The organism is Pseudomonadota bacterium, from assembly GCA_027624955.1.
In the GTDB taxonomy this organism is placed as follows: domain Bacteria; phylum Pseudomonadota; class Alphaproteobacteria; order UBA828; family UBA828; genus PTKB01.
In genome coordinates, this window is the sequence record JAQBTG010000019.1 from 1 (window position 1) to 26957 (window position 26957).

The 26957-nt window shown below is 58.9% G+C and carries 26 protein-coding genes, 1 tRNA gene and 1 pseudogene; 19 read left to right on the top strand and 9 right to left on the bottom strand.

The genetic code is table 11. The features are described 5' to 3' along the window. Positions 1-114 precede the first annotated feature (114 nt). Together O3A94_09065 and O3A94_09070 are read right to left on the bottom strand one after the other, a co-directional pair. Positions 115-1176 carry an extracellular solute-binding protein gene (locus O3A94_09065; protein MDA1356405.1) on the bottom strand — a complete coding sequence of 354 codons (1062 nt, stop codon included), beginning with the start codon at positions 1174-1176 and terminating at the stop codon, positions 115-117. An 835-nt stretch (positions 1177-2011) separates the two neighbouring features. Continuing rightward, entirely contained in the window at positions 2012-2365 is a 354-nt protein-coding gene (locus tag O3A94_09070; GenBank protein ID MDA1356406.1) for a hypothetical protein, read from the bottom strand. A 97-nt stretch (positions 2366-2462) separates the two neighbouring features. Here O3A94_09070 and O3A94_09075 point away from each other — a divergent pair, with 97 nt between their 5' ends. After that, entirely contained in the window at positions 2463-2675 is a 213-nt protein-coding gene (locus tag O3A94_09075; protein MDA1356407.1) for a SlyX family protein, read from the top strand. Positions 2676-2820: 145 nt separating this feature from the next. On the opposite strand, the gene O3A94_09080 is transcribed toward O3A94_09075, so the two are convergent. Next, positions 2821-2896: transfer RNA gene (locus O3A94_09080), tRNA-Glu, on the bottom strand. A 194-nt stretch (positions 2897-3090) separates the two neighbouring features. Here O3A94_09080 and O3A94_09085 point away from each other — a divergent pair. Genes O3A94_09085 through O3A94_09100 form a run of 4 tightly spaced genes read left to right on the top strand, consistent with a single transcriptional unit; the run spans position 3091 to position 6258 of the window. After that, a complete protein-coding gene (locus O3A94_09085) occupies positions 3091-4344 on the top strand; it encodes an SPOR domain-containing protein (GenBank protein ID MDA1356408.1) in 1254 nt (417 codons plus the stop codon). A gap of 53 nt (positions 4345-4397) precedes the next feature. Then, on the top strand, positions 4398-5483 hold the full coding sequence (locus O3A94_09090; GenBank protein ID MDA1356409.1) for a hypothetical protein: 1086 nt from the start codon (positions 4398-4400) through the stop codon (positions 5481-5483). An 11-nt stretch (positions 5484-5494) separates the two neighbouring features. Continuing rightward, entirely contained in the window at positions 5495-5728 is a 234-nt protein-coding gene (locus O3A94_09095) for a hypothetical protein (GenBank protein ID MDA1356410.1), read from the top strand. Next, complete coding sequence (locus O3A94_09100; GenBank protein MDA1356411.1) at positions 5728-6258, top strand: hypothetical protein; 531 nt, start codon at positions 5728-5730, stop codon at positions 6256-6258. The genes O3A94_09095 and O3A94_09100 overlap by 1 nt, the downstream gene beginning before the upstream one ends. Here the strand turns inward: O3A94_09100 and O3A94_09105 are convergent. The 3 genes from O3A94_09105 to O3A94_09115 all read right to left on the bottom strand — a co-directional run bounded on the left by O3A94_09105 (position 6255) and on the right by O3A94_09115 (position 8849). Then, entirely contained in the window at positions 6255-7157 is a 903-nt protein-coding gene (locus O3A94_09105) for an amidohydrolase family protein (GenBank protein ID MDA1356412.1), read from the bottom strand. The genes O3A94_09100 and O3A94_09105 overlap by 4 nt on opposite strands. 180 nt (positions 7158-7337) lie before the next feature. Further along, entirely contained in the window at positions 7338-8240 is a 903-nt protein-coding gene (rpoH, locus tag O3A94_09110) for an RNA polymerase sigma factor RpoH (GenBank protein ID MDA1356413.1), read from the bottom strand. A gap of 483 nt (positions 8241-8723) precedes the next feature. Further along, entirely contained in the window at positions 8724-8849 is a 126-nt protein-coding gene (locus O3A94_09115; protein ID MDA1356414.1) for a hypothetical protein, read from the bottom strand. On the opposite strand from O3A94_09115, the pseudogene O3A94_09120 reads away from it, so the two are divergent. The 4 genes and pseudogenes from O3A94_09120 (at position 8793) to O3A94_09135 (ending at position 13244) form a co-directional block, all read left to right on the top strand. Beyond that, positions 8793-9827 (top strand): annotated as a pseudogene (locus O3A94_09120) (class I adenylate-forming enzyme family protein). The gene O3A94_09115 and the pseudogene O3A94_09120 sit on opposite strands and share 57 nt — an antisense overlap. A 99-nt stretch (positions 9828-9926) precedes the next feature. Beyond that, on the top strand, positions 9927-10211 hold the full coding sequence (locus O3A94_09125) for a hypothetical protein (protein ID MDA1356415.1): 285 nt from the start codon (positions 9927-9929) through the stop codon (positions 10209-10211). A gap of 43 nt (positions 10212-10254) precedes the next feature. Then, entirely contained in the window at positions 10255-11772 is a 1518-nt protein-coding gene (locus O3A94_09130) for a class I adenylate-forming enzyme family protein (protein ID MDA1356416.1), read from the top strand. 140 nt (positions 11773-11912) lie between these two features. Next, positions 11913-13244 carry an AMP-binding protein gene (locus O3A94_09135; GenBank protein ID MDA1356417.1) on the top strand — a complete coding sequence of 444 codons (1332 nt, stop codon included), beginning with the start codon at positions 11913-11915 and terminating at the stop codon, positions 13242-13244. 103 nt (positions 13245-13347) lie between these two features. Here the strand turns inward: O3A94_09135 and O3A94_09140 are convergent, their stop codons facing one another. Continuing rightward, a complete protein-coding gene (locus O3A94_09140) occupies positions 13348-14061 on the bottom strand; it encodes a type 1 glutamine amidotransferase (protein MDA1356418.1) in 714 nt (237 codons plus the stop codon). Positions 14062-14168: 107 nt separating this feature from the next. On the opposite strand from O3A94_09140, the gene pxpA reads away from it, so the two are divergent. The 7 genes from pxpA to O3A94_09175 all read left to right on the top strand — a co-directional run bounded on the left by pxpA (position 14169) and on the right by O3A94_09175 (position 23528). Next, the gene (gene pxpA / locus O3A94_09145; GenBank protein MDA1356419.1) at positions 14169-14891 is read left to right on the top strand and encodes a 5-oxoprolinase subunit PxpA; all 723 of its coding nucleotides are present in this window, start codon (positions 14169-14171) and stop codon (positions 14889-14891) included. 38 nt (positions 14892-14929) lie between these two features. Continuing rightward, positions 14930-16519, top strand: coding sequence for a PAS domain S-box protein (locus tag O3A94_09150; protein ID MDA1356420.1), 1590 nt, complete (start codon positions 14930-14932; stop codon positions 16517-16519). Beyond that, on the top strand, positions 16449-18131 hold the full coding sequence (locus O3A94_09155; GenBank protein MDA1356421.1) for a response regulator: 1683 nt from the start codon (positions 16449-16451) through the stop codon (positions 18129-18131). Before O3A94_09150 ends, O3A94_09155 begins: the two co-directional genes overlap by 71 nt. Before the next feature lie 73 nt (positions 18132-18204). Next, a complete protein-coding gene (locus O3A94_09160; GenBank protein ID MDA1356422.1) occupies positions 18205-19365 on the top strand; it encodes an ATP phosphoribosyltransferase regulatory subunit in 1161 nt (386 codons plus the stop codon). A 6-nt stretch (positions 19366-19371) separates the two neighbouring features. Next, a complete protein-coding gene (locus O3A94_09165) occupies positions 19372-20664 on the top strand; it encodes an adenylosuccinate synthase (GenBank protein ID MDA1356423.1) in 1293 nt (430 codons plus the stop codon). A 65-nt stretch (positions 20665-20729) separates the two neighbouring features. After that, positions 20730-21974, top strand: a complete 1245-nt coding sequence (locus tag O3A94_09170) for a CoA transferase (GenBank protein ID MDA1356424.1) — start codon at positions 20730-20732, stop codon at positions 21972-21974. Positions 21975-21983: 9 nt separating this feature from the next. Continuing rightward, positions 21984-23528: a propionyl-CoA carboxylase gene (locus O3A94_09175; GenBank protein ID MDA1356425.1), complete on the top strand. Its 1545-nt coding sequence runs from the start codon at positions 21984-21986 to the stop codon at positions 23526-23528. A gap of 8 nt (positions 23529-23536) precedes the next feature. On the opposite strand, the gene O3A94_09180 is transcribed toward O3A94_09175, so the two are convergent. Beyond that, a complete protein-coding gene (locus O3A94_09180; GenBank protein MDA1356426.1) occupies positions 23537-24511 on the bottom strand; it encodes an RluA family pseudouridine synthase in 975 nt (324 codons plus the stop codon). 35 nt (positions 24512-24546) lie between these two features. Here O3A94_09180 and O3A94_09185 point away from each other — a divergent pair, with 35 nt between their 5' ends. Genes O3A94_09185 through O3A94_09195 form a run of 3 tightly spaced genes read left to right on the top strand, consistent with a single transcriptional unit; the run spans position 24547 to position 26494 of the window. Beyond that, positions 24547-24927 carry a hypothetical protein gene (locus O3A94_09185; protein ID MDA1356427.1) on the top strand — a complete coding sequence of 127 codons (381 nt, stop codon included), beginning with the start codon at positions 24547-24549 and terminating at the stop codon, positions 24925-24927. A gap of 20 nt (positions 24928-24947) precedes the next feature. Next, positions 24948-25415 (top strand): M67 family metallopeptidase, encoded by a 468-nt coding sequence (locus O3A94_09190; GenBank protein ID MDA1356428.1) that lies wholly within the window; start codon positions 24948-24950, stop codon positions 25413-25415. A gap of 11 nt (positions 25416-25426) precedes the next feature. Next, on the top strand, positions 25427-26494 hold the full coding sequence (locus O3A94_09195) for a beta-eliminating lyase-related protein (protein MDA1356429.1): 1068 nt from the start codon (positions 25427-25429) through the stop codon (positions 26492-26494). Here O3A94_09195 and O3A94_09200 read toward each other — a convergent pair. Continuing rightward, positions 26491-26949, bottom strand: coding sequence for a deaminase (locus tag O3A94_09200; GenBank protein ID MDA1356430.1), 459 nt, complete (start codon positions 26947-26949; stop codon positions 26491-26493). The genes O3A94_09195 and O3A94_09200 overlap by 4 nt on opposite strands. Positions 26950-26957 lie beyond the last annotated feature (8 nt).

Here is a 26957-nt window from a genome sequence, read left to right on the forward strand (position 1 = left end):
CACCGGTCTGGCGTGTCTGCGATTTCTGTCTCATCTTCGTTCCCTTCGGTCACTACGATGAGCCAGAAACCCTCCCTTATGCAATCCGACTAGTTTGTTCCATAGGCGCTGACGTCAAACAGGCATGTTATAGAATTTACTGGCGAGAAAACCCTTCCGCGACTGGCCTACAAGATCGACGAGGAATGTCTTCGCCCCATCGATGTTTTCGGCGAAGTTCCAGATGACGTAGGCGTTCATAAAATGCATCAGGCCTAAATCAGTGACCGGTCCCTTGGCCGGGCGCAGCAAATAAATCTGGTCAGCCATCGGGATTTTCTGAGTCTCGCCGGTCCGAGTGATGGAAATAGCGTTGAGCGTCAGCGACCCCCGCCCGGCCAGCATGAATCGGTTATTCGAAGATGCGTCCCATGTAAAGACGTCGTCGTCCATGGTCTCACGAAATAGCGCCTTGACGAATTTGATTGCCTCAAGGGTATGTTTTGATTTGAGCGCCAGGCTGCTATCGGCATTCTGCACGGAAGCACCGAAGGCAGCCATGATGGAACGCAGGAACATATTGCTGTCCAACTCCGGAGAAAGGCCAAGACCCACGGGGATGCCGTGCTTTTTCTTGATTTTCCGGCCACCTTCCATGATGCGGTCCCAAGTGTCGGGCACCATCCCGATGTCGTCCCACAGGTCTTTCCGATAGTTGACGGGGTCGGGCACGTAGCTGTTTGAAAAACCGAAATATTTTCCTGTCTTGGGATTGAGCGTGCTCTTGATGGCGAGGTCTAGCGGATTGCCGTACCGCCGCGCGCATTCCTCATAAATCTCACGGTGATCAATGGCATTGTCTTCGTAAGCGGCAGGTGGGCTCAGGAACATACAGATGTCGTGACCGGAGCGTTTCGCGATTTCCGATGCCGCGCGGCCCTTGATACTGGTCATGCCGACATTGTCGACCACCACGCGGGTGTTATTCTGCTGACCCCATTCCTTAACGAAAGTTTCGTTGAACCATTCGTCAAACGCCGGCACAAAATGGTTCCATTGCAAAATCTTTAGGGTCTTTTGCTGCGCCCGAGCGGTGCCGATCAAACCAGGCGCAATTGACGACGCAAGGATCAGGGATGAGGCGGAAGCAATCGCCTTCCGCCGAGTAATGGTGCTTATCTTCTTATGCGAGGTCATGCCTTCCACCTAAATTAATTTTTGATGTTGGGAAAAAGCGTGAGAATTGTATTAGCCGGAAACCCGTGGATACCTATTCACAATTGAGGAAAATGGTGGGCGTAAAATGCGGAAAACCCGAGTGCGATGCCAAAAAATAGTGGCGTATTCATGCCTGCCAGGCCAAAGAGCATTGGCGACGGGATAATCACACAGATCGGCGACACAAAATGCGCGATAACGAACATTTTCTCGCGCTGTCTTTCATCCAGATGGAATGATTCGTTCGGCGGCAGAAACTGGTCGGAGGACCACTCGATCCGCCGAATGAAGTTCAGTGTCATACAAGCACTTTCAACGCTGTCGGTATGTAGACAATGAAAACATTTTATCAATAACTTAGTTAATTTTCTATGAATATCCTCAGCGGCTGAATATATCGCTGTAAAGACAGCGCGATTGGCCGAGTGCGTTCATAAGTCACGAAAAATCATGGATTTACTTGGTTAGTGGTCTGGAATACGCCAATACAAAAGTTGAAATATGAATATATTATGCAACTTATGTGTTTAAATTTCTGTTCTTGGTTACTCACTTGATGAAATTGGCGGATCCAATCCGTTTACCTTTCGACTTCAGATGGTCGTAGCACTCGCTGTATTGCGGATGCCCGTTTTTGGCTGAAGCTGTTGAAGAGCTCGGTTGGGATAGGAATCCGCGAGTGATTCTAGGAATCCATCGTTTGGTTCGGAGGAACGGCGGTGATGGGTCATGCGGTCGGTCAACAGGACCCACTAATTTAAGAGCGCATTATTGATGAACGGGTACCGTCCGATCCTCTGTTGCGCCTGCCTGATTATGTGCGCGAGGAGGCGACCCTGGCGAGACCGCTGCCCGCGAGCGCGACATATTTGGTTTTTATGGCGGAAAAGCCGCACCCGTCATACTTGACGGCAATGTAATAGAACACGCCGCCGCCAGTTGAATTGCGAGAATGCTTGGGTGGTTCGCTGACATCTCCACTTTGCAATGAAATCTCTAACAAATTTGGTCGGGCTGGTGCTGACTTGCTCCGCTGGTAGGGCAGGACCGGGACAATGTGAATCGCATGGCGGCTTTTGAGCACGTCCAAAGGCTCAGCCAAAATCAAATTGGTAATTACGCCGTAACTTCGTGCGGGCGAGTCACCAACAGCTTCTGGAATAAACACTAGTGCCGTATGCTTCCGGGCAGAGGGATTGGTACCAATTGCGCCTCGAACGCCTCGATCACCCGTAGCCAAACCCGCGAACACCTGGAAATCACACATGACCGACACAACTGATCGCATCAACGAACTCGAATCTCGGCTCGCCCACATTGAAAATATGCAGGAGGAACTTTCCGCCGTTGTTGCGGACCAAGGAGAGATAATCGACCAATTGCGCAAGCAGGCCCAACGGCAAAACGAGAAACTCAGAGAGCTTGCCAACGATAACTTGGGAAAACCATCTGAAAACGTGCCGCCACCGCACTACTGAAAAGCGCGAAGGTGCCAATCTACCGCGAAACCGTGAGATAGGAGTCAGTCGCTCTACATGGGCCTTTCAGGCGCCATTTCCGCAACGCTTATTGGGTAAAAGTTGGCTACGTTTGAGCGCTAGTTTCTAAACCCATTGAAAATTTTGGCGTCCCCAGGGGGAGTCGAACCCCCGTTTTCGGCGTGAGAGGCCGATGTCCTGGGCCACTAGACGATGGGGACGTTGGTGGCGCTGCGGCCCACACATAGCTTGCGGAGGCGGCAAAAGCAACAGAACAGGGCGGAGAAGCGCCGCGCGCTGCCGGTCGCGAATCCACACGGTGTTTTACTAATTATTAAGTGTGTTTGTGCTCGAATCCGATTACCGGGGCGGCGTTTTCACGGGCCGCCCGTAATGGGTTAATGGAGTTGAAGCGATGGCCTATTTTGAGCGCGACAGCGAACCGCGGATTGCGGGTTGGCGCGACCTGATTATGAGCCTGGCAGTGGTCGGCGCCTTGGCGGCCGGCCTGCTGCTGAGTGCCTGCGGCTCAAACCTTCCCGAGATGGCGCAGATGTTTAAGGAGGCGACGCTCGGCAGGCCGGCGTCGAGCGATGAAAACCTGGTCAACAAGGGCTATCGGGAGATTGAGACGGGCAACTATGCCTATGCAGAAATCTATCTTGATTCGGCGCTTTCCATAAACCCTAGCAATCCGTTCGCCCTGCTGAACATGGCGATAGTGTACGAGAAGACCGGGCGCGAGAGTGAAGCACGCGCCCTCTATAGCACACTGATCCGGCGCAACCCGAGCGACGTTTCCGGCACCGTTCTGACGGAAGAAGACTCCGACCGCAGCATTGCCGAAGTCGCGCGCGACAATCTTGCCGTGCTCGACCGCGCCGTGATCGCCCGTGCCGCGCGCAACACCGACAGCCCGATTGAGGCCGCTCTCGAGCCGATGCAGCAGAACCTCGAATCAGATTGGCGCGCGCGCATGGATGAAAGGATATCCGTTCTCCAGGATCTTTTCGCCGAAGGGTTCATCAGTGAAGACGAACTCTTGGCACGCCTCGGCGGCGCTTGGTCGCGCAGCCATGGCGACGCGTCTCCCAACATCTCCGAAGTTAGCTATCGTGTGGAGACCCTTGAATCCCTGCTGCAACGCGGCATGATCTCAACGCAAAGTTATGCCGTGGAGCGCGGCCATGTGCTGGATAAATTGGCACCGATCATGGCCATGCCCGAGGGCCAAATCCCGCAGGCTATCGCCATGGCCGAGCCACCCGCTGGGCCACCCACCGGGCCTCGCGCACGATCGACCGCTCAACAAGCCGCCGGCACATCGGCCGATACACCAGGTGATGTGGAGGCGCCGGCGGTAGGCGAGAATGGCGATCCGCCGGCATCTGCGGCGACGCCGGAGATCGCCGACGCAGAGGGCGGAGCGCATGTCCACCTGGCGTCCTACCGTTCGCAAGAAGCCGCGCAGCGTGGCTGGGAGACGTTAAAGCAGCGCCATGCCGATTTGTTGGGGGAGCTTTCACGGCGTGTGAACGAGGTCGATCTAGGCCCCGGCAAAGGAGTCTATTATCGTATCGAGGCAGGCCCGTTCAGCGATCAAAAAGGCGCGGTGGCGCTGTGTGAGAAACTCAAGACCAGAAACATGTTTTGCACCGTTACGGCATGAATCTGCTGTCGCAGTGACAAGAAATTTCTGACCAGCATGCAGCTCTAGCGCTCATGGACCCGAAGCCCAGCGCCTTTGATCCAGAATGTGCGGGTCTGCCGCAAACGCTGCTGCTTAGTGGTGCGGGCGCCGCTATCGGTGGGCGGTATGAAGTTCAATTTGCAGAACGCTTGAACCATCTCGATTCACCGCAGGCCGACGCCTACGGCGTGCATGATTTGGAAGGCGGCCGCCGCCGGCACTTCGCGCTTATCCTGCAAAGCAACGGCTATGGCAGGTTTGCACAGTTCGAAAATTTTGCAGCGGTCGATTCCGACGGGATGTTGCGCGCGGTGGCGCAGGGTGCGGTGACGGTAACCGGCGCGGCGCATCAACAGATGGTTTTAATTTTGGAGCGCCCGGCGGGCGGCAAGCTTATGGTACGCGATGGCGTACTGGCGGACAGGCTCGATGAGCGCGCGATTATCGATCGCATCCTCTCGCCCCTCGAAGACGGCTTGCGCGCGCTGCACCGCGCCGGTTTGGCCCATCGTGCTATTCGCCCCGACAATCTCTATTTCCGAGCCCAGGCCGATGGACCGGCGGTGCTTGGAGAATGCCTTAGCGCGCCGCCGGGTTTGGATCAACCCGACGCCTTCGAGCCGATAGAAAGCGCCCTGGCCTCACCCGCCGGCCGCGGCGACGGCACAGCGGCAAGCGATATGTTTGCCCTCGGCGTGACGGTCGTGACTTTGTTGAGCGGCCGTTGGCCTGATCAAGACAATACGACCGAGCGTTTGTTGCAGCGGATTGAGCGCGGCTCCTATCGGGCGTTCGCCGGGCACCTACGCTGCTCGCAGGATATGGAGGATTTGTTGGCCGGGCTTCTCTATGACGGTCCGCCGGGGCGCTGGACCGTCGATCAATTGCGCGCTTGTATGAGCAGCAACGCGCGGACAATGACATTGCGGGCGCAGTTTTGGCGTCTCAAGACTGTATCCATGATCTGGCTTATTTCGCTCGCCTTCAGAAGTTCCACAGTCACGGCCCGCTGCGCAATTTGGCGCGTTGGATCGGCGCCGACTTGGAGCCCGCCATCACAGGATATTACAGCCGTACTCGTCGCGCGCGCGTTGCGGAGCAACTCTCCGCCGTCATAAATTCCGGAGATTTGAGTGCGTTGCTACGGTTGGTCGATGATCGGGACGAGCAAGCGGCCGACCGTGAGGAATACGCCCATGCCGTCGCCCGCCAAAACCACCATGCCCGCATGATGGCGCATTTCCAGGCGCTTTATGCGGCGCGCCACATTGTCGCGCGAGCGCATGGCCGGCGCGCCGCCTTTGCCATCAGCTGCATCGTCCTGGCGGTTTCTTGCCTCGCTGCGGTAGGCGGGGGGTTGTAATGAACAGCGCCGGAATGGCGCGGCGCGCCCGTCGTGTCCAGCGCCAAGCCAAGCCCCAACCATCGACCCGGCGGCGCAACTACATATTTTTTGTGTTCGTCATTGCGTCGGGGCTGACGGTTGGCGGCATCGCCCTGGCGATAACCGCGCTACCGACCTTTATTATCCTCTATGGCGGCATGTTGCCGACCCTGGTCGCGTTCCTCGTCGACAACCAGCCGGGTCGTTATCTTTTTCGGACGGTCGGCGTCAGTAACGCCGCCGGCGTCATCCCGTTCGTGCAGAGTAGCCTGCATTACAGCTTGAATGCCGGCATGATCGTATCGCCAGCCGGGCGAATAGAGACATGGCTGACGATCTATGGCGCCGCGCTCGGCGGTTGGCTATTGTCGATCGCCGTGCCGATGGTGTGGCAAGTGGCCTTCGAATTGGTGTTGGACGTGAGAAAGCGGCGCTATCAGGCGGCGCACGACGCGCTCGCCCAGGAGTGGGATTTGGACGCGCCAGGGTCTGAACGCGATCCGACTTAGTCGAGGCGATAGAATTTGACGGCGTTGTCGTGGAACAAAGCGCGCTGTTCGTCGACGCCGTAATCATCGACGATTTCCTTGAACGCATCATAGATATCGCGCGCCGAGCCATGCAGCGCCGCCACCGGAAAGTCGCTGGCAAACATGCAACGCTCAACGCCGAACCACTCGATAGTGTTGCGCACGAAGGGGCGAAAACTGTCCACCGTCCAGTCGTGATCGTAAGCGCAGAGATCGGAAATTTTTACCGCGACGTTCTCCGCTGCGGCAAGTGCCTGCATGCCGCTGTGCCAGCGCGCCAAGCCGGCTTCGTCGCGGTCCACCGGACTGCCGGTATGGTTGAGAATAATCTGGGTGTCGGGGAAGGCGCGCGCCAGCGCCAGCGCATCGGGCAATTGCGTCGGGAACAACATCAGGTCGAAAGACAGTCCATATCTGGCCAACAGCCCGAAGCCGGCGCGCCACGCAGGGTCCGCCATAACGTCCGGCCGCGCGGTGAAGTTAAAGACCGGGTTCTCGTGCCAGCTCACAATTTGGCGAACGCCACGCACATTGGCGAAAGCGGCCTGCTCTTCGAGATGTTGCTCGAGCCCCGCTTGCTCGAGCGCGGCGCTGACGACGATGCCATGCGGAAAACCGTGTTGGTCCGCCATCTGCTGTAGCCAGCGCGTCTCGGCGGTGGGATCGCCGGTGGTATGCGCCGCTGTGATGTGGACTGATTTGACAAGGCGAACCTCTGCCATGTCGGCGAGATATTCCGGCAACAGATAATTTCGCGCCAACGGCGTTGGGTCACCGAACACCATTTCTTTGGGCCGGTCCGTGGTCAACCACGAATACCAACCGGATTCTAGGTCCCACAAATGGTGGTGCGCATCAACAATATCGCCGTCATACATCGCGTGAGTCTTTCGCCCTGCCTGGCAGTCCGGCCCGGCCATCCTGCCCAGCGTTTCGCCGTGAAGCCGCCATCATACGTGCTTAAAGCGTTTGGCCCAACAGCCGGATGCCTCCGGCGTTCTAGCCCGAGGCATCCGTATATCTATGATGCGTTGGTAGTTTACGGAATGATTTAGCGCCTACGCCATCTCGGCGGCGGCGGTGCGTTCATTCTCGCGTTCCTGCTGAGCCGAGGCGTGCATCGTCTTTTGCAGTTTCTCGAAGGCGCGCGCCTCAATCTGGCGCACCCGTTCGCGCGAGATGCCGTAAACCTTGCTCAATTCCTCTAGCGTCGCGGGCTCCTCCTTGAGCCGACGTTCGCTCAGAATATGCTTTTCGCGCTCATTTAGCACATCCATCGCGCGCACCAATTGGGTGCTGCGATGGGCCAATTCGTCGCTCTCCAGGACCAGGCTTTCTTGATCAGTTTCTGGGTCTTCAAGCCAATCCTGCCATTCGCCGCCGCCTTCTTCGCGCACCGGCGCATTGAGCGACTGATCCGGCCCCAGCATCCGCCCGTTCATCGAGATCACATCACGTTCCGGCACATTCAAGGCCGCGGCGATATATTCCACATTCTCCGGCGAGAGGTCGCCGTCATCGATCGCTTCCAATTTGCCTTTGATTTTGCGCAAATTGAAAAACAGTTTCTTTTGCGCCGCCGTGGTGCCCATTTTTACCAGCGACCAGGAGTGCAAGACATACTCCTGGATCGAGGCGCGAATCCACCACATCGCGTAGGTTGCGAGGCGGAATCCACGGTCCGGGTCAAAGCGTTTTACCGCCTGCATCAGGCCGACATTGCCTTCGGATATCAATTCGCTGACGGGCAGGCCATAGCCGCGGTAGCCCATCGCGATTTTCGCGACCAGGCGGAGATGGCTCGTCACCAAACGATGGGCGGCTTCGGAATCTTCGTGCTCGCGCCAGCGTTTGGCGAGCATGAATTCTTCATTCGGCTCAAGCATCGGAAATTGGCGAATTTCGCGCAAATATTGCGAGACGCCATTTTGGTCACGAATTGTCGGATAACTCGCCGCCATAATCCTATCCTCTTCCCAATTGCCTTTTCGTTTTCGCCACCCTATCGAAGCGGCGGAAATCGCCATATCGCTAGGGTCAGTTCATTCTACTATAACACTGGAATTGCGTCTTAAATGTGACGCCGATGACAAATTGGTCGCCAATCCCTGTTTAGCTTTACTGCATATAGTAATTAGTTAATTTGTTATCAAGGGGTTGAGATCGTGGTAGCGGAGGGTTGATAGCGCGTGAACGCGTTGCCAACCGCCTATGTGCGGCATGCGGGCCGGGAGTCAAAAATATGTGTGAAATCAGTGAATTAACCTCGGTAACAGGGGTGCGGACGACAGATGCGCGCGGAAGCAACGGGTGATTGATCGCATATCCGGGAATTTGGCGCGGCGCAGGGCGCTCCGCCCGAGGAGCTTCCCTATTCAGGCTAAAGTCGATGCGCCCGATTTTCGGGTTGCTATGCCACGCCTTTGATAAGATCAGACATGAACCTAGCCGAATTTATTGACCAGCACGCGCTTGAGCGGCCCGACCATCCCGCCATCGAAGACGGTGGGCTCATCGTCTCTTATTCTGAACTGCGCGAACGCGTAGCGACGGCGGCGGCTAATCTTCATTTGGCGGGCATCCGGCCGGGCGATGTCGTGGCGGTTATGCTGCCCGATTCCGTTAATCATATTGCTGTGCTTTATGCGCTAGCCAGACTGGGCGCGATAAATTTTGCCCTCGACCCTACGCTGCCGAAGCTGGAACGCGAACGATCAGCCCAGGGTTTGGCGCTCAAAGCCATGGTCTCGTATCCTGGCGCAATCCTTCCTGACGGCGTCAATTATCTGAACGTGCTTGAGATGTGCGGACGGAGCGCCGCCAATGCGCCGCTCGAGGCCCCGCCAAGAGCGGAATTTGACGAAAATTGGATAGCGATGATCGTCACTTCGACTGGCACCACAGGATCTCAAAAACGGATTCCCTTGAGGTATTCGCAAATCCTGTATTGGAATTCGTTGTACATAAAATACACAGGTTTGACGGTGTCTGACCGCTATCTATCTGTCGTTCACCTTGCCTTTGTCGCCGGCATTTGGCGATGCATCAAAATGCTTCATCTGGGAGCAACGGTTGTCATCAATCATGCTTCCACGATCGATACGTTATTCGATTACGCAGCCAAGAATAGAATCAACTGCACGTTTCTTACTCCCAGCCATTTGAGGTATTTGTTGGAATTCACCACAGGTGACAAGCCAATGATGCCGGCTTTGAAGCTACTGGTCGCGACCTCTCGACTGTCTCCTGCGGAGCGAAGACTCGTTCGCCGGCGGCTGACGCCCAACCTCATTGAAACCTACGGCATCAACGAAGCAGGCCTTGTCGCGGTCGCCACGCCGGAAGATCAGGATGCCCATCCGGAATCCGTCGGCAGATTAATCGAAGAAGTAGAAGCGGAGGTCGTGGACGATTAAGGCCGATCGCTGCAACATGGGCACGTCGGGAACATTCGCCTTAAAGGGCGAGGCGTCGTCGATTCTTACTATGACAACCCGCAGGCTACAGCGCTCGCGTATCGGGACGGGTGGTTTTACCCCGGCGATCTGGCAGCCATCAACGAAGATGGGTTTGTACTTCTCAAAGGCCGCTCAGATGACGTTATCAACAACGAGGGCGCAAAATTTTACCCGATCGAGCTTGAGAATGTGTTGCTCTCCCATTCTGATGTGATCGAGGCTGCCGTACTCGACTGGCCGCATAAAAGCCAAGGCGAAGTTGCGGTTGCGTTTGTCGTACGTCGTTCGGAATCACTTGATGACGAGGCGATAATCGATTTTTGCCGCGAGAAAATCGCCGCCCATAAGCTGCCGCGCATTATTGAATATTTGACTGAATTGCCTAAAAATCCGATGGGTAAGGTGGTTAAAATCCGCTTGCGGGAGCTGTTGAACGAGCGCCTGAGAAACGGCGAGGCGGTCAGAAAAACGTGATAATGCGTGCGCGAGCCAGGGCCGCTTGCAGGCCCAGTCGAACATGAATCTGTCCGATATTCTTGATCATCACGCCCTTGCGCGGCCCGACCATCCTGCTATTGAGGACGGCGCCCGGCTCATTACATACGGCGAACTGGCGAGATTGGTGCGCGAAAGAGCGGCAAGCCTGCATGCGGTCGGAATTCGTCACGGCGATACCGTCGCTCTGATGTTGCCAGATTCCGCCGATCATTTGATTACGCTTTATGCGTTGGCGCGGGTGGGCGCGATCATCTTCTCTCTTTCCGATTCCGGTTCGCGGCGCGATGTCGAGGAAAGCCTGGCCGGTGTATCAGTGGATGCTGTGATTGCGCCACGAGCAAAAATATCCGCGACTGCGATCGGCGCGGAGAGTGGTGAGGGGCCGCGGCCTTTTGGCAAAGATCTGCTGAATATAGCAGCCGAAGACCTGCTCCGCACGGGAGCACCGCCGGTGGATGCGCCCGACATCGGTGATGATGCGCCGATCCTCCTCGTACAATCGTCAGGCACGACCGGCACGCCTAAAACATTTTTGTGCAGTCATGCCGAGATGGCGGAATTGTTGAGGCGTTACGCAATCGTGCAAGAGTGGAGCGCAGAGGACCGCTGCCTATCGCTGAATCACCTGTCCTTCAATATCGGGCGGAACGTATGCATGGGCATGTTGCGGGTTGGCGCCACAGTTATTGCCGATCATGCAAACTCGGTCGAAGAACTCGCGCTTTTTATCCAGGAAAAGCACGTCAGCTATGTGAAGCTCACGCCGGCGCATACCAAAGTATTGTTAAATTTCAATAGCGATAGGGAACCGTTGTTTCCAGATGTGCGCGCAATGGTCGTCGGCAGCTCGCCACTCAAATGGGAAGACCGTCAATCGGCGCGGCGAAAGTTAACTGATAATTTTTACGAACAACTTGGCGCCAACGAGGCTGGCTTGTTGGTGATGGCAACGCCCGCCGATCAGGATGCTCGCCCCGAGGCATTGGGCCGCGTCGTGCAGGGGGTGGAGGCAGAAATTGTCGATGACGTTGGAACGCGCTTAGCGCCCGGAGAAATCGGTCAGGTGCGCTACCGCGGCGCTGGAATTGCCAGTCGTTACATTGACAATCCGGAGGCCAGTGCTCGCGCATTTCGCGACGGCTGGTTTTATCCCGGTGACCTCGCGTCAATCGATGCGAAGGGGTATCTATACCACAAGGGCCGAGCCGACGACGTGATCAATAACCAGGGCGCAAAGTTTTATCCGATTGAGCTTGAGAATGTACTTTTGTCCCATCCTGAAGTGGTCGAAGCCGCCGTGCTTGGCTGGCCGCACAAAGTTCTCGGCCAAGTGGCCGCGGCATTTGTCGTGCGCAATTCACAGTCAACCAATGACAAGGATTTGATTGCTTATTGCCAGGACCATATCGCGGTCCACAAACGGCCCGCGATGATTATTCATTTGTCCGAATTACCAAAGAATGCGATGGGAAAAGTGATCAAGAATACCTTGCGAGATCAGTTGAAAACCAAACTTCAAAACCGCAAGCTGAATTAGCGTAAGCAACGCCAAGAAAGCCGACGGCAATAATAAATGATCCGGCTCAGCCGAACAGTGCGAGTCCGGGTGCGGCGTCGCAGGCCCGCAAGAGCAACTTCAGTGTGCGTGGCGGAGACGTTCTTCCCAAGATTGCGGGAATGGCGTGGCCGGCATTTCCCGACCAACGGACGGCTTTTGTCCTTAGCCTATTGTATCAGATGGAACGCAGCGAGCATTGGCCGGCGGAGCGCATTCGGCGTTACCAGTTCCGCCAAATGACGCTGTTGTTGCGCCATGCCGGGCGTCACGTGCCGTTTTACCGCGAGCGCTTCAAACAAATCGGCCTCGATGTGGATGCGCCGCTCACGCCGGAAAATTGGCGGCAAATTCCGCTGCTCACGCGGGCCGACGTCCAAGAAAATTTCACCGCTTTGCAATCCGAAGCGGTGCCCAAAGCGCATGGTCGGGTGAGCGAGGTGTTTTCTTCCGGTTCCACTGGAACGCCGGTAAGGGTCCAAAAAACTAGGCTGGTGCAGCTCTTTTGGCTGGCCTTCGCCGCGCGCTTTCATCTGTGGAACGGCGACGATATGAGCGTCACATACGGCGCCATTAAAACGCAAAAGAACGCCGATACCGCGACGTATCCGGAAGGCGTTCGCGCGCGCGGATGGGGCGCTGGATTTCCTTTTGCCACCGGCCCGGCCGTAATCCTAAATCTCAATTCCAAAACGCATGAGCAGGCCGAATGGCTCAGCCGCACCAAACCCGATTATCTGCTGAGCTATCCGTCGATTTTGGAAGCTCTGGCCAAGCATTGCCTGCATGAAGGGATCGAATTGCCGTCGATCAAACGGGTGCACACGATGTCGGAGGTTCTCCGCCCCGAAGTGCGACGCGTCTGCCGCGAAGCCTGGGACGCACCCGTCTACGACACATACAGTACTGAGGAAACCGGCTATATCGCTCTTCAGTGTCCGAAGTCGGAGCAATTATTGGTTCAGCCAGAGGGTGCCTACGTCGAGTTTTTGGACACGGCGGGGCGGGACTGCAGCGCCGGTGAGGTCGGCAATGTGATCGTCACGCCAATGCATAATTTTGCCATGCCTCTGATCCGCTATGAGGTTGGGGATTTCGCCGAAGTGGGCGGCAAGGCTGCCTGCGGACGGCAGTATCAAGTTATCAATCGGGTGCTCGGACGCACGCGCAATATGGTACGCCTGCCCAACGGACAAACCCATTACCCGGATTATCAAGACATTCTCGATGGTTTCGATCACGTGGTGCAGTTTCAAATCGTGCGCCGCGCGGAGAAAAAGCTGGAGATGAAGATGGTGGTGCGCCGCGCGCTCACCAGCGACGAGGAGCAAAGGCTTGTGGTTTGGCTGCACGAGCGCTTCCAATATCCGTTTGAAATCACCTTTACCTATCACGACGAAATTCCGCGGGCGCCGAGCGGTAAGTTCCTCGACTATGTTTCAGAAGTGGATTGAACGCGGGTCGCGAAACTCAATGTCTTGTGGTTGAGTCTCGTTAAGCGCCAGCTGTAAGCAACATCTCTGTAGAGGTGCCGCTTATTTGTTGCGCCAAGCGCGCTTACCGCACAAGCGCGATAAAGTTTTCGTAGATACGCTTGGCCGTCGCGTTAAATAGCGGCAGGTTGGTCGCGATGTCGGCATCGAGGCGCGCCAAAGCGCCGACGCCGAGAGCGCTTTCGAGAGATTGTTCATAGGCCGGTACGCCGGCCCATTCCGTTACCGTCTCGGCCGTCAATTCGACATGGAACTGCAAGCCATAGGCATGCCTGCCGACGCGGATCGCCTGGGCCGGACAAAGGTCCGAAGTTGCCAAGATCTCGCTGCCTGTTGGCGCTGTCCCAATCTCGCATCCATGCCATTGCAAACAGGCGAGGCGCTCATCCAAACCGGCAAACAGTGGATCAGACCGGCCGGCAGAGGTGAGCGACACCTCCATCAACCCGACCTCCGGCACAGCCATGCGCACGACTTCTCCGTCGAGCGCATCGGCCAACAATTGATGCCCGAGACAAACCCCTAGATATGGCATCGCGCGCTCGCGTACGGCTTCGTGGATAATCGTTTTTTCATCTCTGAGCCAAGGATGCTCGGCTTCGTCGAACACATCCATTGGGCCGCCCATTGAGATCAGCGCGTCATAGCCTTCAAGCGATGGCAGGCTTTCGCCAGTGTCCAGTTCCACCGCGTCCCACGCCACGCCGCCGGCACGCATGTAATCGCGCCAGACACCCGGATGCTCCACCGCAATATGCTGCAAAACTAAAATTTTCACCGTATTTTCCCTGTCCTGGTGCCGGTTGCCGGTGGGCCAGCTTGGCAGGCCTTGTGGTGACCCCTAGACTGTGGCCGAGGCCCCTGTATAGAGAGGAAATAGCGGCAATGACCATCGATCTCAATTGCGATATGGGCGAAGCCTACGGAATCTATAAATGCGGCGATGACGCTGGCATCATGCCGCTGATTTCCGTCGCCAATGTTGCCTGCGGCTTTCACGCGTCCGACCCATCAGTGATGCGCCAAACTGTGCGCTTGGCCAAGCAACACGGCGTGCGGGTCGGCGCCCATCCGTCCTATCCCGACCGTGACGGGTTTGGCCGTCGTCGGATGGAAATGGAAGCGGAGGAACTTACCGCCTGCATCATTTATCAGGTCGGCGCGCTCAAGGGCTTTCTCGACGCAGAGGGCATGGCGCTCAACCATGTCAAACCGCATGGCGCGCTCTATGGCGCGGCGTGGCGCGATGAAAAAGTCGCGCGCGCGATTGCCCGCGCCGCAAAAGCCTTCGCGGTGCCGCTTATGGCGATGTCGGGAACCGGCATGGGCAACTGGTATCAAGATGAAGGAGTCGACGTGATTTGGGAGACCTATGTCGATCTCGACTACAACGACGACGGCGAGATCGTCATCACTCGCCAGCATAAGCCGGTCTCGGCAGAAGCGGCCGCGGCCCAGGCGCTACGCTCGGCACGCGACGGCCAAGTGCAAACGGTGAGCGGAAAATTGCTGGACGTGAAATGCGAAACGATTTGCGTCCATTCCGACACGCCGGGGGCGGTGGAAATCGCCCGGGCGGTCAAAGATGCGGTGGCGAGTATCGCGTAGCGTATGATTGTGCCTGTTTGTGCGGATCGGCCTCTTCGATGAGCTCTCTGAAACGGCCCGATGACGGCCGCGCCATCGCGCCTCAGAAGCGGATGAAGGACGATGTCTGCCTGCTTCAGCACAAGCCCGCTACGAGTGCTGCCCCGAGTGCCGAAAATGCCCCATTTGAGATCGGCGACAGCCACTTTCGCGCGGCGTTCGAGAGTGCCGGCGTGGGGATCGTGTTGGCCGATTTCGACGGCCGAATTCTGCAGGCCAATCGGGCGCTCTGCATGATGCTGGGATATGAACCTGGTGAACTCAACGGCAAAAATTTTGCTGAGTTAACCCGTTCCGAGGATGTCGCTTCGGGGCAAGAATACCGGCTCCCGGCGATCGCCCGAGAGGAGCCTTATCATCGGCTCGAGAAACGCTATTTGACGAAGGACGGTGGAGCGATCTCGGCCGAAGTTACATCGACGCCAAACTTCGGCCTGGACGGCGAGTTTTTGTATATGACGGTGGTGATCGAGGACATTACCGCGCGCCGTGAGGCGGAGGCAGCGCTGCAAAGAAGCGAGGCCCGGCTGGCGGAGGCGCAACTCGTCACCAATACCGGCTCTTGGGAGCGCGATCTCGCGACGGATGAGGAATTTTGGTCGGCGCAGCAATATCGTATTTTTGGCTACGACAACCGCGCGTTAGAGGTCACGAACCGGAGATTTCTGGAATTTGTTCATCCCGAAGACGTCGCACGTGTACAGGCGGAAAATGACCGCCTGGCGGCCGCCGGCGGCAACTATGATTTGATCTTCCGCATCATTAGGAAGGATGGCGTTGAACGCATCGTGCGCTCGCGCGGCGCGATGTTGAAAAATGCTGAGGGGCGACATGGGCGCACCGTCGGCACACTGACAGATATCACCGATTTTCACGTCGCTGAGCAGGCGTTGGCCGATAGCGAAGGGCGCTTCGGCGCAATCTTCGAGGAGGCGCCAAGCGGCATTATCATTTCGGGCCGTGATGGTGTGTTCCAACAATGCAATCCGGCGATTGGCCGGTTGCTTGGCTATAGCGTCGACGAACTTGTTGGCAAGCATTTCTCCGAAATCACCCACCCCGACGATCGCGCTGATAACATTCATTTGGCGGATCGACTGATAATCGGAGAAATCAGCAACTTCGACATGGAGAAGCGTTTTCTGCGCAAAGATGGCAGTGTTCTCTGGGCGCATCTTTCCGTCTCGATAACCCGCGATATTTCCGGCAGGCCGCATAGCCGCATCGCCATCGTTGAGGATATTTCCGCCCGCAAAGCGGCTCTGGCCGCATTGGAAGAGAGCCAGGCCCGGCTGCTCGAATCTCAACATGTCGCGAATGTCGGCAATTGGGTAATTTACTATAGCGGAACCGAGCAAGCGCTGGTGCATTGGTCAGCCAGCCAGTGCCAGATATACGGGCTCGTGGAAGGCGCCCATCCGATCAATTTTGAGGAATATCTCGGTTTTGTTCACCCGGAGTCGCGATGCCGTGAGTGCCGCCTGGGCGGCGGCTTCACGATCCGGCGGGACCTACGTAATGGATCACCGCATTGTCCGGTCCGACGGCATAATTCGTCACATTTCGACGCATGCCCGGTTTACCGATGAAGATCAGGAAATGGGCAAGCGCTGTGTCGGCGCGTCCATAGACATCACGGCGGACAAGCAGGCCGAAGCGGCGCTGCGCGATAGCGAGGCGCGCCTCGAGGAAGCGCAGCGCATCGCCCATATTGGTAATTGGGAAAATGACGAGATCGCCAAAACCCGCCATTGGTCAAACGAGTGCTATCGGATATTCGGGCGGGATAAAGAGTCTTTTGACCCCAGCGCCGAAGGATTTTTAGATTGCATTCATCCAGATGACTTCGAGCGCTTTATGCGCAATATGGTGAATCATGCCGTGCCGCGCGAGCCTCACACCCATGAATATAGAATCGTCCGCTCCAACGGCGATGTACGCACACTTCGGGAGCATTCGGTTTTCGAATATGAGGCGACGGGGAAGTTGATCCGCCGCGTTGGAACGGTGCAGGACATAACCGAACTGAAGCAGGCGGAAGAACAACTGCACCAAGCGCAAAAGATGGAGGCAGTGGGTCAGTTAACCGGCGGCATTGCGCATGATTTCAACAATCTTCTAGCGATCATGATGGGCAATCTGGAATTGGTGCGCGATACGGTTGCTGGCGACGAGCGCGCGGAAGACCTCATTGAACGTGGTGTGCGCGCGGCCGAACGCGGCGCCGCCCTGACCCATCGATTGCTCGCCTTTTCCCGCCGGCAGAGGCTGCAACCCTCGCTGATAGACGTGAATGAATTGGTGGCAGACTTGATCGATATGCTGCGGCGAACTCTAAGTGAAACGATTGAGGTAAATATCGGGGCGGCCGAAAACCTGTGGCTGTGTGAGGTCGATCGGCCGCAATTAGAAAATTCTCTGCTTAATCTGGCGATCAACGCGCGCGACGCCATGGACGATGGCGGGGCCCTGTTTATCGAGACCGCCAATTGTGAGCTTGATGCAGAATTTGCTGCTGCGCGGTCGGAAGTCACGCCAGGGCAATACGTGCTGTTGTCAGTCAGCGATGATGGCACCGGCATTCCGGGCGAAGCGCTGGAACATGTTTTCGAGCCTTTCTTCACGACCAAGGAAGTGGGCAAAGGCTCAGGGCTCGGTTTGAGCATGATCTATGGTTTTGTCAAACAGTCGGGCGGCCACGTGGAAATTGAAAGTACTCCCGGCGATGGCACAAGGATTAAGATTTTCTTGCCGCGCGCGATGGCGCTCGCTGAGAGCGGCGACGACCAGGCCGCCGCGGCGATCCGTACCGCGAAAGGCGAGCGCGTACTCCTCGTCGAAGATGATGCGGACGTCCGCGACCTGGCGATCGAACTGCTCAAGGATATGGGATATCATGTGGCCGCGGCGAGAACGGCGGAAACGGCCTTGGCGCGGCTGGAGAAAGACAGTGAGTTCGACCTCTTGTTGACTGATATCGTCCTGCCGGGCGGCATGAATGGTGTGGAAATGTCGCTGCTGATGCTCGATCGAGTTCCCCACTTGAAGGTCGTGTATATGACTGGCTATGCTGACGATGCGGTGCAACATCAAGCCTTGCCGGACGAAGGTTCGATCTATCTGGCCAAACCTTTTCGAAGAGCAGAACTTTCGGCGGCGCTTGAGAAAGCTCTGCGAGACGGCGTAGCGGAGTGGCCTTAGGCCTGGTTTGCCGACAGGCGGGGCCGCCCGGCGCTTGAGAGCGCCAACAAAGTATGCAAATACTCCGCTCACCATGGATGACACCGCAAGCAAAGCCCTCCTGCCGGAGGGTCTCCAGGACCTGTTGCCGCCCGATGCCGCGCGCGAAGCGGCGCTCAGCGCGCACTTGCTCGCCTGTTTTCATAGCCACGGCTATGAGCGCGTAAAGCCGCCCTTTATCGAATTTGAAGATAGCTTGTTGAGCGGCACCGGCGCTGGCCTGTCCGAGAGCAGTTTCCGCCTGATGGACCCGGTGTCGCGCCGCATGATGGCGCTCCGCAGCGACATGACGCCGCAAGTCGCGCGCATCGCGGGGACGCGCCTCGCGCGCGCGCCGCGGCCGCTTCGGCTCAGCTATAGCGGAGATATTTTGCGCGTGCTCGGTAGCGAATTACGGCCTGAACGCCAATTCGCCCAGGTCGGCTTTGAATTGATCGGTGCGTCCTCGCTGCACGCCGATGCAGAAGTGATATTGCTTGCTGTTGAAGGACTGGCGGCGTTGGGCCTAAAGAATTTGACGGTAGACCTTTGTGCACCGACTTTGGTGACGGCGATCCTCAATGGATTGGACTTGCCGGCCGAATCCTACACGGCGCTGCGCGGTGCTCTTGATCGCAAGGATGACGCCGACATTGCCAGGTTGGCTGGCAGCGCGGAACAGGTGCTGAAGGGCCTGCTCACGGCGACTGGAACCGCCCGCCCGGCGCTCGCTGCCTTATCGCGGCTTGATCTCCCCGAGGGTGCTGAGAGCGCGGCTGGCGCCTTGCGTCGGGTCGCCGACCTCGTGCTTGCGGCGGCGCCCGATCTCAGCGTGACGATTGATCCAGTCGAGCGCCGCGGATTTGAATATCAGACCGGGGTGAGCTTCACCCTATTCGTCCAGGGTGTACGCGGAGAACTCGGTCGTGGTGGGCGCTATCCGCTGGCCACAAACGGCGCGCCCGGCGAAGACGCGGCGGGCTGCACGCTCTACATGGATTCTGTGTTGCGCGCAGTGCCTCGTGGCGAAGCGCCGAAGCGCATCTTTCTTCCGTTCGGAACGACGCCCTCAGCGGCCGCCGAATTGCGCGCCGGTGGGTGGATTGCGGTTGCGGCGCTTTCGCCGTCGAGCGATGATAGCGCCGAAGCGCGCCGTCTCGGTTGCAGCCATCTTTACGCCAAAGGCGGCATCGCCAGCGCTCAGCTCGAGGAATAGGATCTTATGTCGAATGTTGCGGTCGTCGGCGCCCAGTGGGGCGACGAAGGCAAGGGCAAGATTGTCGATTGGTTGTCGGAGCGGGCCGATGTGGTGGTGCGATTCCAGGGCGGCCATAATGCCGGCCACACATTGGTCATCGACGGCAAGGTGTTCAAATTGAGCCTGCTACCGTCCGGCGTTGTGCGCGGCGGCAAACTTTCCGTGATCGGCAACGGTGTGGTGGTGGACCCCTGGGCGCTCAAGCGCGAGATCGAAGAAATTTCTAGCAAGGGCGTGGAGATTACCCCTGAAAACCTCCTGATCGCCGAGAATGCCTGCCTTATCTTGCCACTGCACCGCGAGTTGGATCAGGCGCGCGAAGCAGCACGTGGTGGCCAAACCATCGGCACCACAGGGCGCGGCATCGGCCCCGCCTATGAGGATAAAGTGGGGCGGCGCGCGATACGAATGTGCGACCTAAGCTCGTTGGCGGCGCTCGACGCGCGTATGGATGAGTTGCTGTTGCACCATAACGCTTTGCGCCGGGGGTTCGGCATCGCCGACGTCGATGAGGCAGCTCTGAGAGCCGAACTGGGCGCCGTGGCACCGCATGTTTTGCAATATTCCGGCGCGGTATGGCGCCGCCTCGACAGTGTGCGGCGATCCGGCAAGCGCATCCTGTTCGAGGGCGCGCAGGGCGCCATGCTTGATATCGATCACGGCACATACCCCTATGTCACATCTTCCAACACCGTTGCCGGGCAGGCGGCGGCGGGTAGCGGCATGGGGCCGGGCACGATCGGCTATGTGCTGGGTATCACCAAGGCCTATACCACGCGAGTTGGTTCGGGCCCGTTTCCGACCGAGCTGAAAGATGCGGTGGGGCAGGGCCTCGGCGAGCGCGGCCATGAGTTTGGCACGGTCACCGGCCGGCGGCGGCGCTGTGGCTGGTTCGACGCAGTGATGGTGCGCCAAGCGGTCAAGATCGGTGGCATCAAGGGCATCGCGCTGACCAAGCTGGATGTGCTGGACGGTATGGAAGAACTCAAAGTCTGCACTGCCTACAAGGTTAACGGCCAAGAGATCGATCATTTGCCGTCCCAGGCCGCACAACAGGCCGAGGCGGAGCCGGTTTATGAGAGCTTCGACGGCTGGCAACAGAGCACCCGAGGCGCGCGCTCCTGGGCGGAACTGCCGGCCAGCGCGGTAAAATATATTCGCCGCATCGAAGAACTGATCGAGGCGCCGGTGGCGCTCCTGTCCACCAGCCCCGAGCGCGACGATACGATCTTGGTTCAGGATCCCTTCGACGATTGAGCGCAGACGCGGCGCGGCGAATGTCCTTATACTGACGCGTCATAATTTGCGTGGATTGAAAACCGATGGTTGGAGAGAACAGCGTGGGTGTCGGCGCGGAAGCCGGCGGGCCATTGACCGGCTTTAGGATTGTCGACCTGACCACCATGATCTCGGGTCCGTTCGCCACCATGATGCTGGGCGATCAGGGTGCCGATGTGATCAAAGTGGAGGCGTTCAGCGGCGACCATGTGCGCGCCGGCGGTCATCGGTCAGGCGGGCTCGCAGCGAGCTTCCTCAACAACAACCGTAACAAGCGCTCGATTGCCATCAATCTGAAGAACCCAGACGGGCGCGAGATTTTGTTGCGCCTTGCCGCCAGCGCCGATGTTTTTGTTCAAAATTTTCGCCCCGGTGTGGTTGAGCGCCTGGGCGTGGGTGAAGCCGATGTCCGCGCGGTAGGGCCCGATATTGTCTATGTTTCGCTCAACGGATTCGGCGAAAGCGGGCCTTATGCCGCCAAGCCGGTCTATGATCCGATTATCCAGGCGGTATCAGGCCTCGCCTCCGTCCAGGGCGGCTCGGACGACAACCCGCCGCGCCTGGTGCGCACGATCCTGCCCGATAAGCTGACCGCCGTCACCGCCTCCCAGGCGATCACCGCGGCTCTGCTGGCGCGCGAGCGCAGCGGCCAAGGCCAGCATGTCCGCCTCTCCATGCTCGATGCCGTGATGGCTTTTCTATGGTCTTCCGATATGGGCGGCCAAACTTTCGTTGATAATCCTGTGAGCGCCCAGCGCGCCGCCAGTTTCATTGACCTGATTTACAGCACCCTGGACGGCCATATCAGCGTCGCGGTGATGAGCGACCGCGAATGGCATGCTCTTATTCAGGCGCTCGAACGGCCCGAATGGTTGGAAGACCCGCGCTTCACCACACCGGCATTGCGCGATCAAAATATCGACGCCCGCCTGTCGCTCATCCAGGAAGTGCTCAAAACCCGCACCAACGCCGACTGGCTGGAGCGCTTGGAGGCGGCAGGCGTGCCGTGCGCACCGGCGCTAACGCGGAACGAGCTGATCCAGCACGAACAGGTGGCGGCGAGCGGCATTCTCGTCGAGAGCGACCATCCTCATGCCGGGCGCTTGCGTCAGGCGCGCCCCGCCGCGCGCTTCGATATGATGCCGGCCGACATTCGCCGTGGTGCGCCACTGCTGGGCGAACACACGGATGAAATCCTCGGCGAAATCGGCGTCGGCCCGGATCGCATCGCCGCGCTTCGCGCCGCCGGTGTGATCGCCGGTGCGATCGGTGACGTGACCAATGGCTGAGCGCTTCGCATGAGCTGGCAAGAAGAAATCGATGAGCTGGCGCGGAAACGGGCGATCGCTCAGGAGCAGGGCGGCGCGGACAGCGTGGCCCGCCAGCACGCCAAAGGCCGTCTTACGGTGCGCGAGCGCGTGGAAACCTTGCTCGATGAAGGAAGTTTCGAGGAAATGGGTGGCGCCGCAGGCGTTGCCGAGCGCGATGAAGACGGCGCGTTAACCGGCTTCACGCCGGCAAACTACGTGCTTGGCTTCGGCACGCTCGATGGCCGGCGCTGCATTGTCGGTGGTGAGGATTTTACGCTTAGGGGCGGCTCGCCCAACGAAGCGGGATTGCGCAAGAGCGTCTATGCCGAAAGTCTCGCCTGCCAATACCGCGTGCCGCTCATCCGCCTGCATGAAGGTGGCGGCGGCAGTGTTGCCGGCGCCGGCTCCAAGACTGTTGGAGACCCACCTTACACGCCGCCGCGTTTCCGCTCGGTGGCACAGGCTTTGTCGATGGTGCCGGTGGCTTCAGCGGCGCTCGGCCCAGTGGCGGGCCTGCCGGCATCGCGCTTGGTCGCGTCGCATTTTTCGGTGATGACGGCGGAATCTCAGGTGCTGGTCGCCGGCCCCGCCGTCGTCGAGCGCGCGCTCAAGCAGAAAAATACCAAGGAGGAACTTGGCGGTGCCGCCGTCCATACGCGCAATGGCGTGGTCGATAATATCGCCGCGGACGAGGCCGATGCGCTGGCGCAGGTCCGCCGCTTTCTCAGCTATATGCCGCAGAATGTGTGGCAGGTCGCGGAACCGGCGCCGTGCGACGATCCGCCGTCCCGGCGCGAAGAGGATTTGCTTTCGATCGTGCCGCGCAACCGGCGCAAACTATTTGATATGCGCGCGCTCCTGGCGATGGTGGTGGACAGCGGCTCGTTGTTTGAGATGGGGCGCTTCTATGGCCGCGGCCAGATTACTGCGCTGGCACGCCTCGGCGGCCAGCCCATCGGCATCCTTTCAAATGACAGCTATCATTTGGCCGGCGCGATGACGGCGGAAGGGGCGCAGAAGGCGCGGCGCTTTATCGACCTTTGCGATAGTTTCCATTTGCCGGTCGTGAGCTTCGTCGATGAACCCGGGTTTATGATTGGCGCCGCCGCCGAAGCGGCAGGAACCATCCGTTACGGCACGGCGACGGTGCTTGCGGTAGCGAGCTGCCAAGTGCCATGGGCGTCGGTGATCGTACGCAAATCCTTCGGCGTCGCGGCGGCGGCGCATTACGCGACGGACGCCTATGTCGTCTCCTGGCCATCGGCAGAAACCGGCGCGGTGCCGGCGGAAGGTGGGGTCGCGGTGGCATTCGGCAGGGATATCGCCGCCTCCGAGAATCCCGAAGCACGGCGCCAGGAACTGGAAAAGCAAATGATGCGGCGCCAATCCACCGCGCCGCGCGCCGAATCCTTCTCGCTGCACGACATGATCGATCCGCGCGACACCAGGCCGCTCCTCTGCGCCTGGGTCGAGCGTGTGCGCCCGCTATTGCCCGGCCTGGCCGGGCCGAGAGGATTCATGTATCGCCCGTGACGCCGGCGTTATTCCCGTCCCGCCGCGAGAAGTGCCTGCATGTCGGCCGGCGGCTCGCTGGTAAATTTTACATATTCGCCGCTCACCGGATGCTTGAAGGCCAGGCGAAAGGCATGCAGTGCTTGGCGTTGCCAACCTTCCAGAGCAGCGGCCGCATTTGGCGGCAGCGCATTGGCCGAACCGCGCCGCCGGCCGCCATATAGCTGGTCACCCACCACGGTATGGCCATGCGCTGTCAAATGGACGCGGATCTGGTGGGTGCGGCCGGTCTCGAGCCGGCATTCCACCAAGCTCCAGCAGCTATTGGCCAAATGTTCGCGCACCTTGTAATGGGTGAGAGCCGTGCGCCCGCCGCGCGTCACGATTGCCATTTTCTTGCGGTTTTTCGGGCTACGGCCGATATTGCCCTCGATCTTGCCGGCGGCCGGGGAGGGTGAGCCCCATACCAGGGCGAGATAGGCGCGCTCCAAATCATGCGCCGCGAATAATTTGCTGAGCCCGGCATGCGCGGCATCGTTTTTGGCCGCCACCAGAAGGCCGCTGGTGTCTTTGTCGAGTCGGTGCACAATGCCGGGCCGGCGCACGCCGCCGATGCCGGACAGGCTGGCGCCGCAATGGGCGACCAAGGCGTTCACCAATGTTCTGTCGGGATTGCCGGCCGCCGGATGCACAACCAGCCCAGCCGGCTTGTCAACCACGATCAGGTCGTCATCTTCATAGTGAATGTCGAGCGCCATCGCCTGCGGCTCTGGGGCCAGTTCGCTGCTGGCTTCCGGCACCGTCAATTCGATTTCCGCCCCGGGTTTGACCCGGTATGCCGGCTCGGCTATCGTCTCGCCGCCGACGCGCACATGGCCGCTTTCGATCAATCCCTTGAGGCGCGTGCGTGAGATATCGGGCAGCGCGGCTGCCAGAAATTTGTCGAGACGTGCGCGCTCGTCTCCGGCGCGCAGGCGGTATAAGGTTTCTCCCACATTCGGCATGGCCGATTTCACCATAGCGAGCCGGTTGGACTCAAATGATTCCCATTTCCATTCTCAGAATTGCCGTCATTGTCATGGGCGTTTTGATTGTTGCCGGCTTGGTGGTAATCGGCGTCAAGATTTTGCAAAAATCCAAGGAAGCGGCAGTATCCTTGAGCGGCGGAGCAGCTAAGGTATCTGCGGACGCGCCTGCGCCCTCGCCGGCACTCTCGCCGGCACTGAGGGCGACGCAGTTTCGCGTTAGCATCGAACAGCTCGGGCTTGGGTCGAATGCGCGCCTCCTGAGCATGGATGTGGAAGGCGGCAGGCTGGTGCTCCATGTCCAGAGCGGCGGGGCAGGCGGGCGCGTGTTGATCGTCGATCTCAATAGCGGTGCCGTGCTCGGTGAGATTGCCCTGCCGCCGCCGCTTCAATAACGCATCCTGTTCCGGGCACCATGCTACTGCTCAAGCCTCTGGATTTGAAACAGATCGCCGATCACGCCGAGGCGGATTATCCGAGAGAGGCGTGCGGTCTGTTGCTGGGCTTTCAGCGTGCCGATGGGCATATCGAAGTGACCCAGGTGGCCGCGAGCAAAAATATGGCAGCGCCGGGGCTTAATGACCGTTTTGAGGTCGATCCCGAATTGCGCCTCCGGTTGATGCGCCAAGCGCGTGACTCGGTGCCGGTTGGCGCGGAGGGCGCGGGGCGCGGCATCATCGGCCATTATCATTCCCATCCGGACGGTAGCGCACGGCCTTCCGCTACCGATCTCGCGATGGCGTGGGAGCCGGGCCTGGTGTGGTTGGTAACTGCCGTGGTCGCCGGCCAGGCGGTGCAATCAACGGCGCATCTGCTGTCTGAAGGCGGCACCCGTTTCAACGATATCGGGCTCGACTGTTTGCCCGCCGGCAACGAGGCTTAAGGAACAGAGATATGGATTTTCGCAGCGATAATGTCGCCAGCGTGGCCGAGGAAATCATGGACGCCATCGCCGCTGCCAATGTTGGCACGGCGTCAGGCTATGGTGATGACGACATCAGTCAGGGCCTGCATCCAGCCTATTCGGAGTTGTTCGAAACCGAGGTACGGGTCTTTCCGGTGCTCACCGGCACTATAGCCAATGCGCTCTCGGCCTCGGTGTTGAGCCCGCCTTGGGGCGCGATTTATGCCGAAGCCGATTCGCATATCGCCCAAGACGAATGCGGCGCGCCAGAATTGTTCACCGGCGGTGCCAAATTGGTCGCGCTCCAAGGCCGGGATGGCAAAATTCCCGCGGAGGAGTTGCGCCGGCGTTTAGCAAATTCGGGCAAGGGCTTCGTCCATTCGGCCCAGCCGGCGGCGTTCAGCATTACCCAGACCAGCGAAGCTGGCGCGGTCTATTCCGCCCAGGAAATTTCTGAACTCAGCGCTATCGCCAAGGATGCCGGTCTCGGCGTGCATATGGACGGTGCGCGGTTCGCCAATGCGGTGGCGGCGTTGAACGCCGGCAACGAGACCGTTAGCCCTGCCGATCTGACCTGGCGCGCCGGCGTCGACGTGCTGTCTTTTGGCGCCACCAAGAACGGCGCGCTTGGCGCCGAGGCGATTATTCTGTTCCGCACCGATCTGGCCGAGGAAATGATGTTCCGCCACAAGCGGGCCGGGCAGTTGGCGTCCAAGATGCGCTATATCTCGGCCCAGCTGGCGGCCTATATCGAAGACGGGTTATGGCTTCGTCTGGCGGATCACGCCAACCGCATGTGTGCCGACTTGGCCGCAGGGTTGGGTGCCCTCGACAGTGTTCGGCTGGACGTATTCGGCGGCGCCAACGAACTGTTCGTGGAACTGCCTGGTGAGGCGGTGTTGGCACTCCGGCAAGAAGGTTTCAAATTCTACGATTGGCCTGAAACCCTTGCCGCCGGGGCGGACCGGCGCAGCACCATCCGCCTCGTCACCCGCCATGACACCAGCCTGGCCGAAGTGGACGGTATGATTGCCGCGGTGAAGCGCCTGGCTGGTTAGTCGCCCGAAAAATCCTCAAGTTCAACAACGCCAACACCGGCTTCCGCGAACATGGTGCGGGCGAGTTTGATCTGCGCCGCCCAGCGCTCGGCGCGTTCAGCATCGGCGGCGGGCGCAATCACCTCAGCGACGCCGGCCTGAATCAATGTGGCGGCGCATTGCGCGCAGGGCAGCAGCGGCCAGACATAGACGCTGGCGCCATCCACCGACGCATTGGCGAACAGCAGCGCATTGCGTTCGGCATGGATGATCATGTCATATTTGACCTCACGGTTTTCCAAACGCTCGGCCAGATCGCTCACCCCGCGAGCAAATCCGTTAAAGCCGAGTGACAGCACCCGATGCTTTTTGTCGGCAATCACCGCGCCGACCTGGGTTGACGGATCTTTCGACCATTGCGCCACATGCTTGGCCAAGCCGAGCAACCGCAAATCCCATTTATCGGGCCGTGTCATAAACCAAA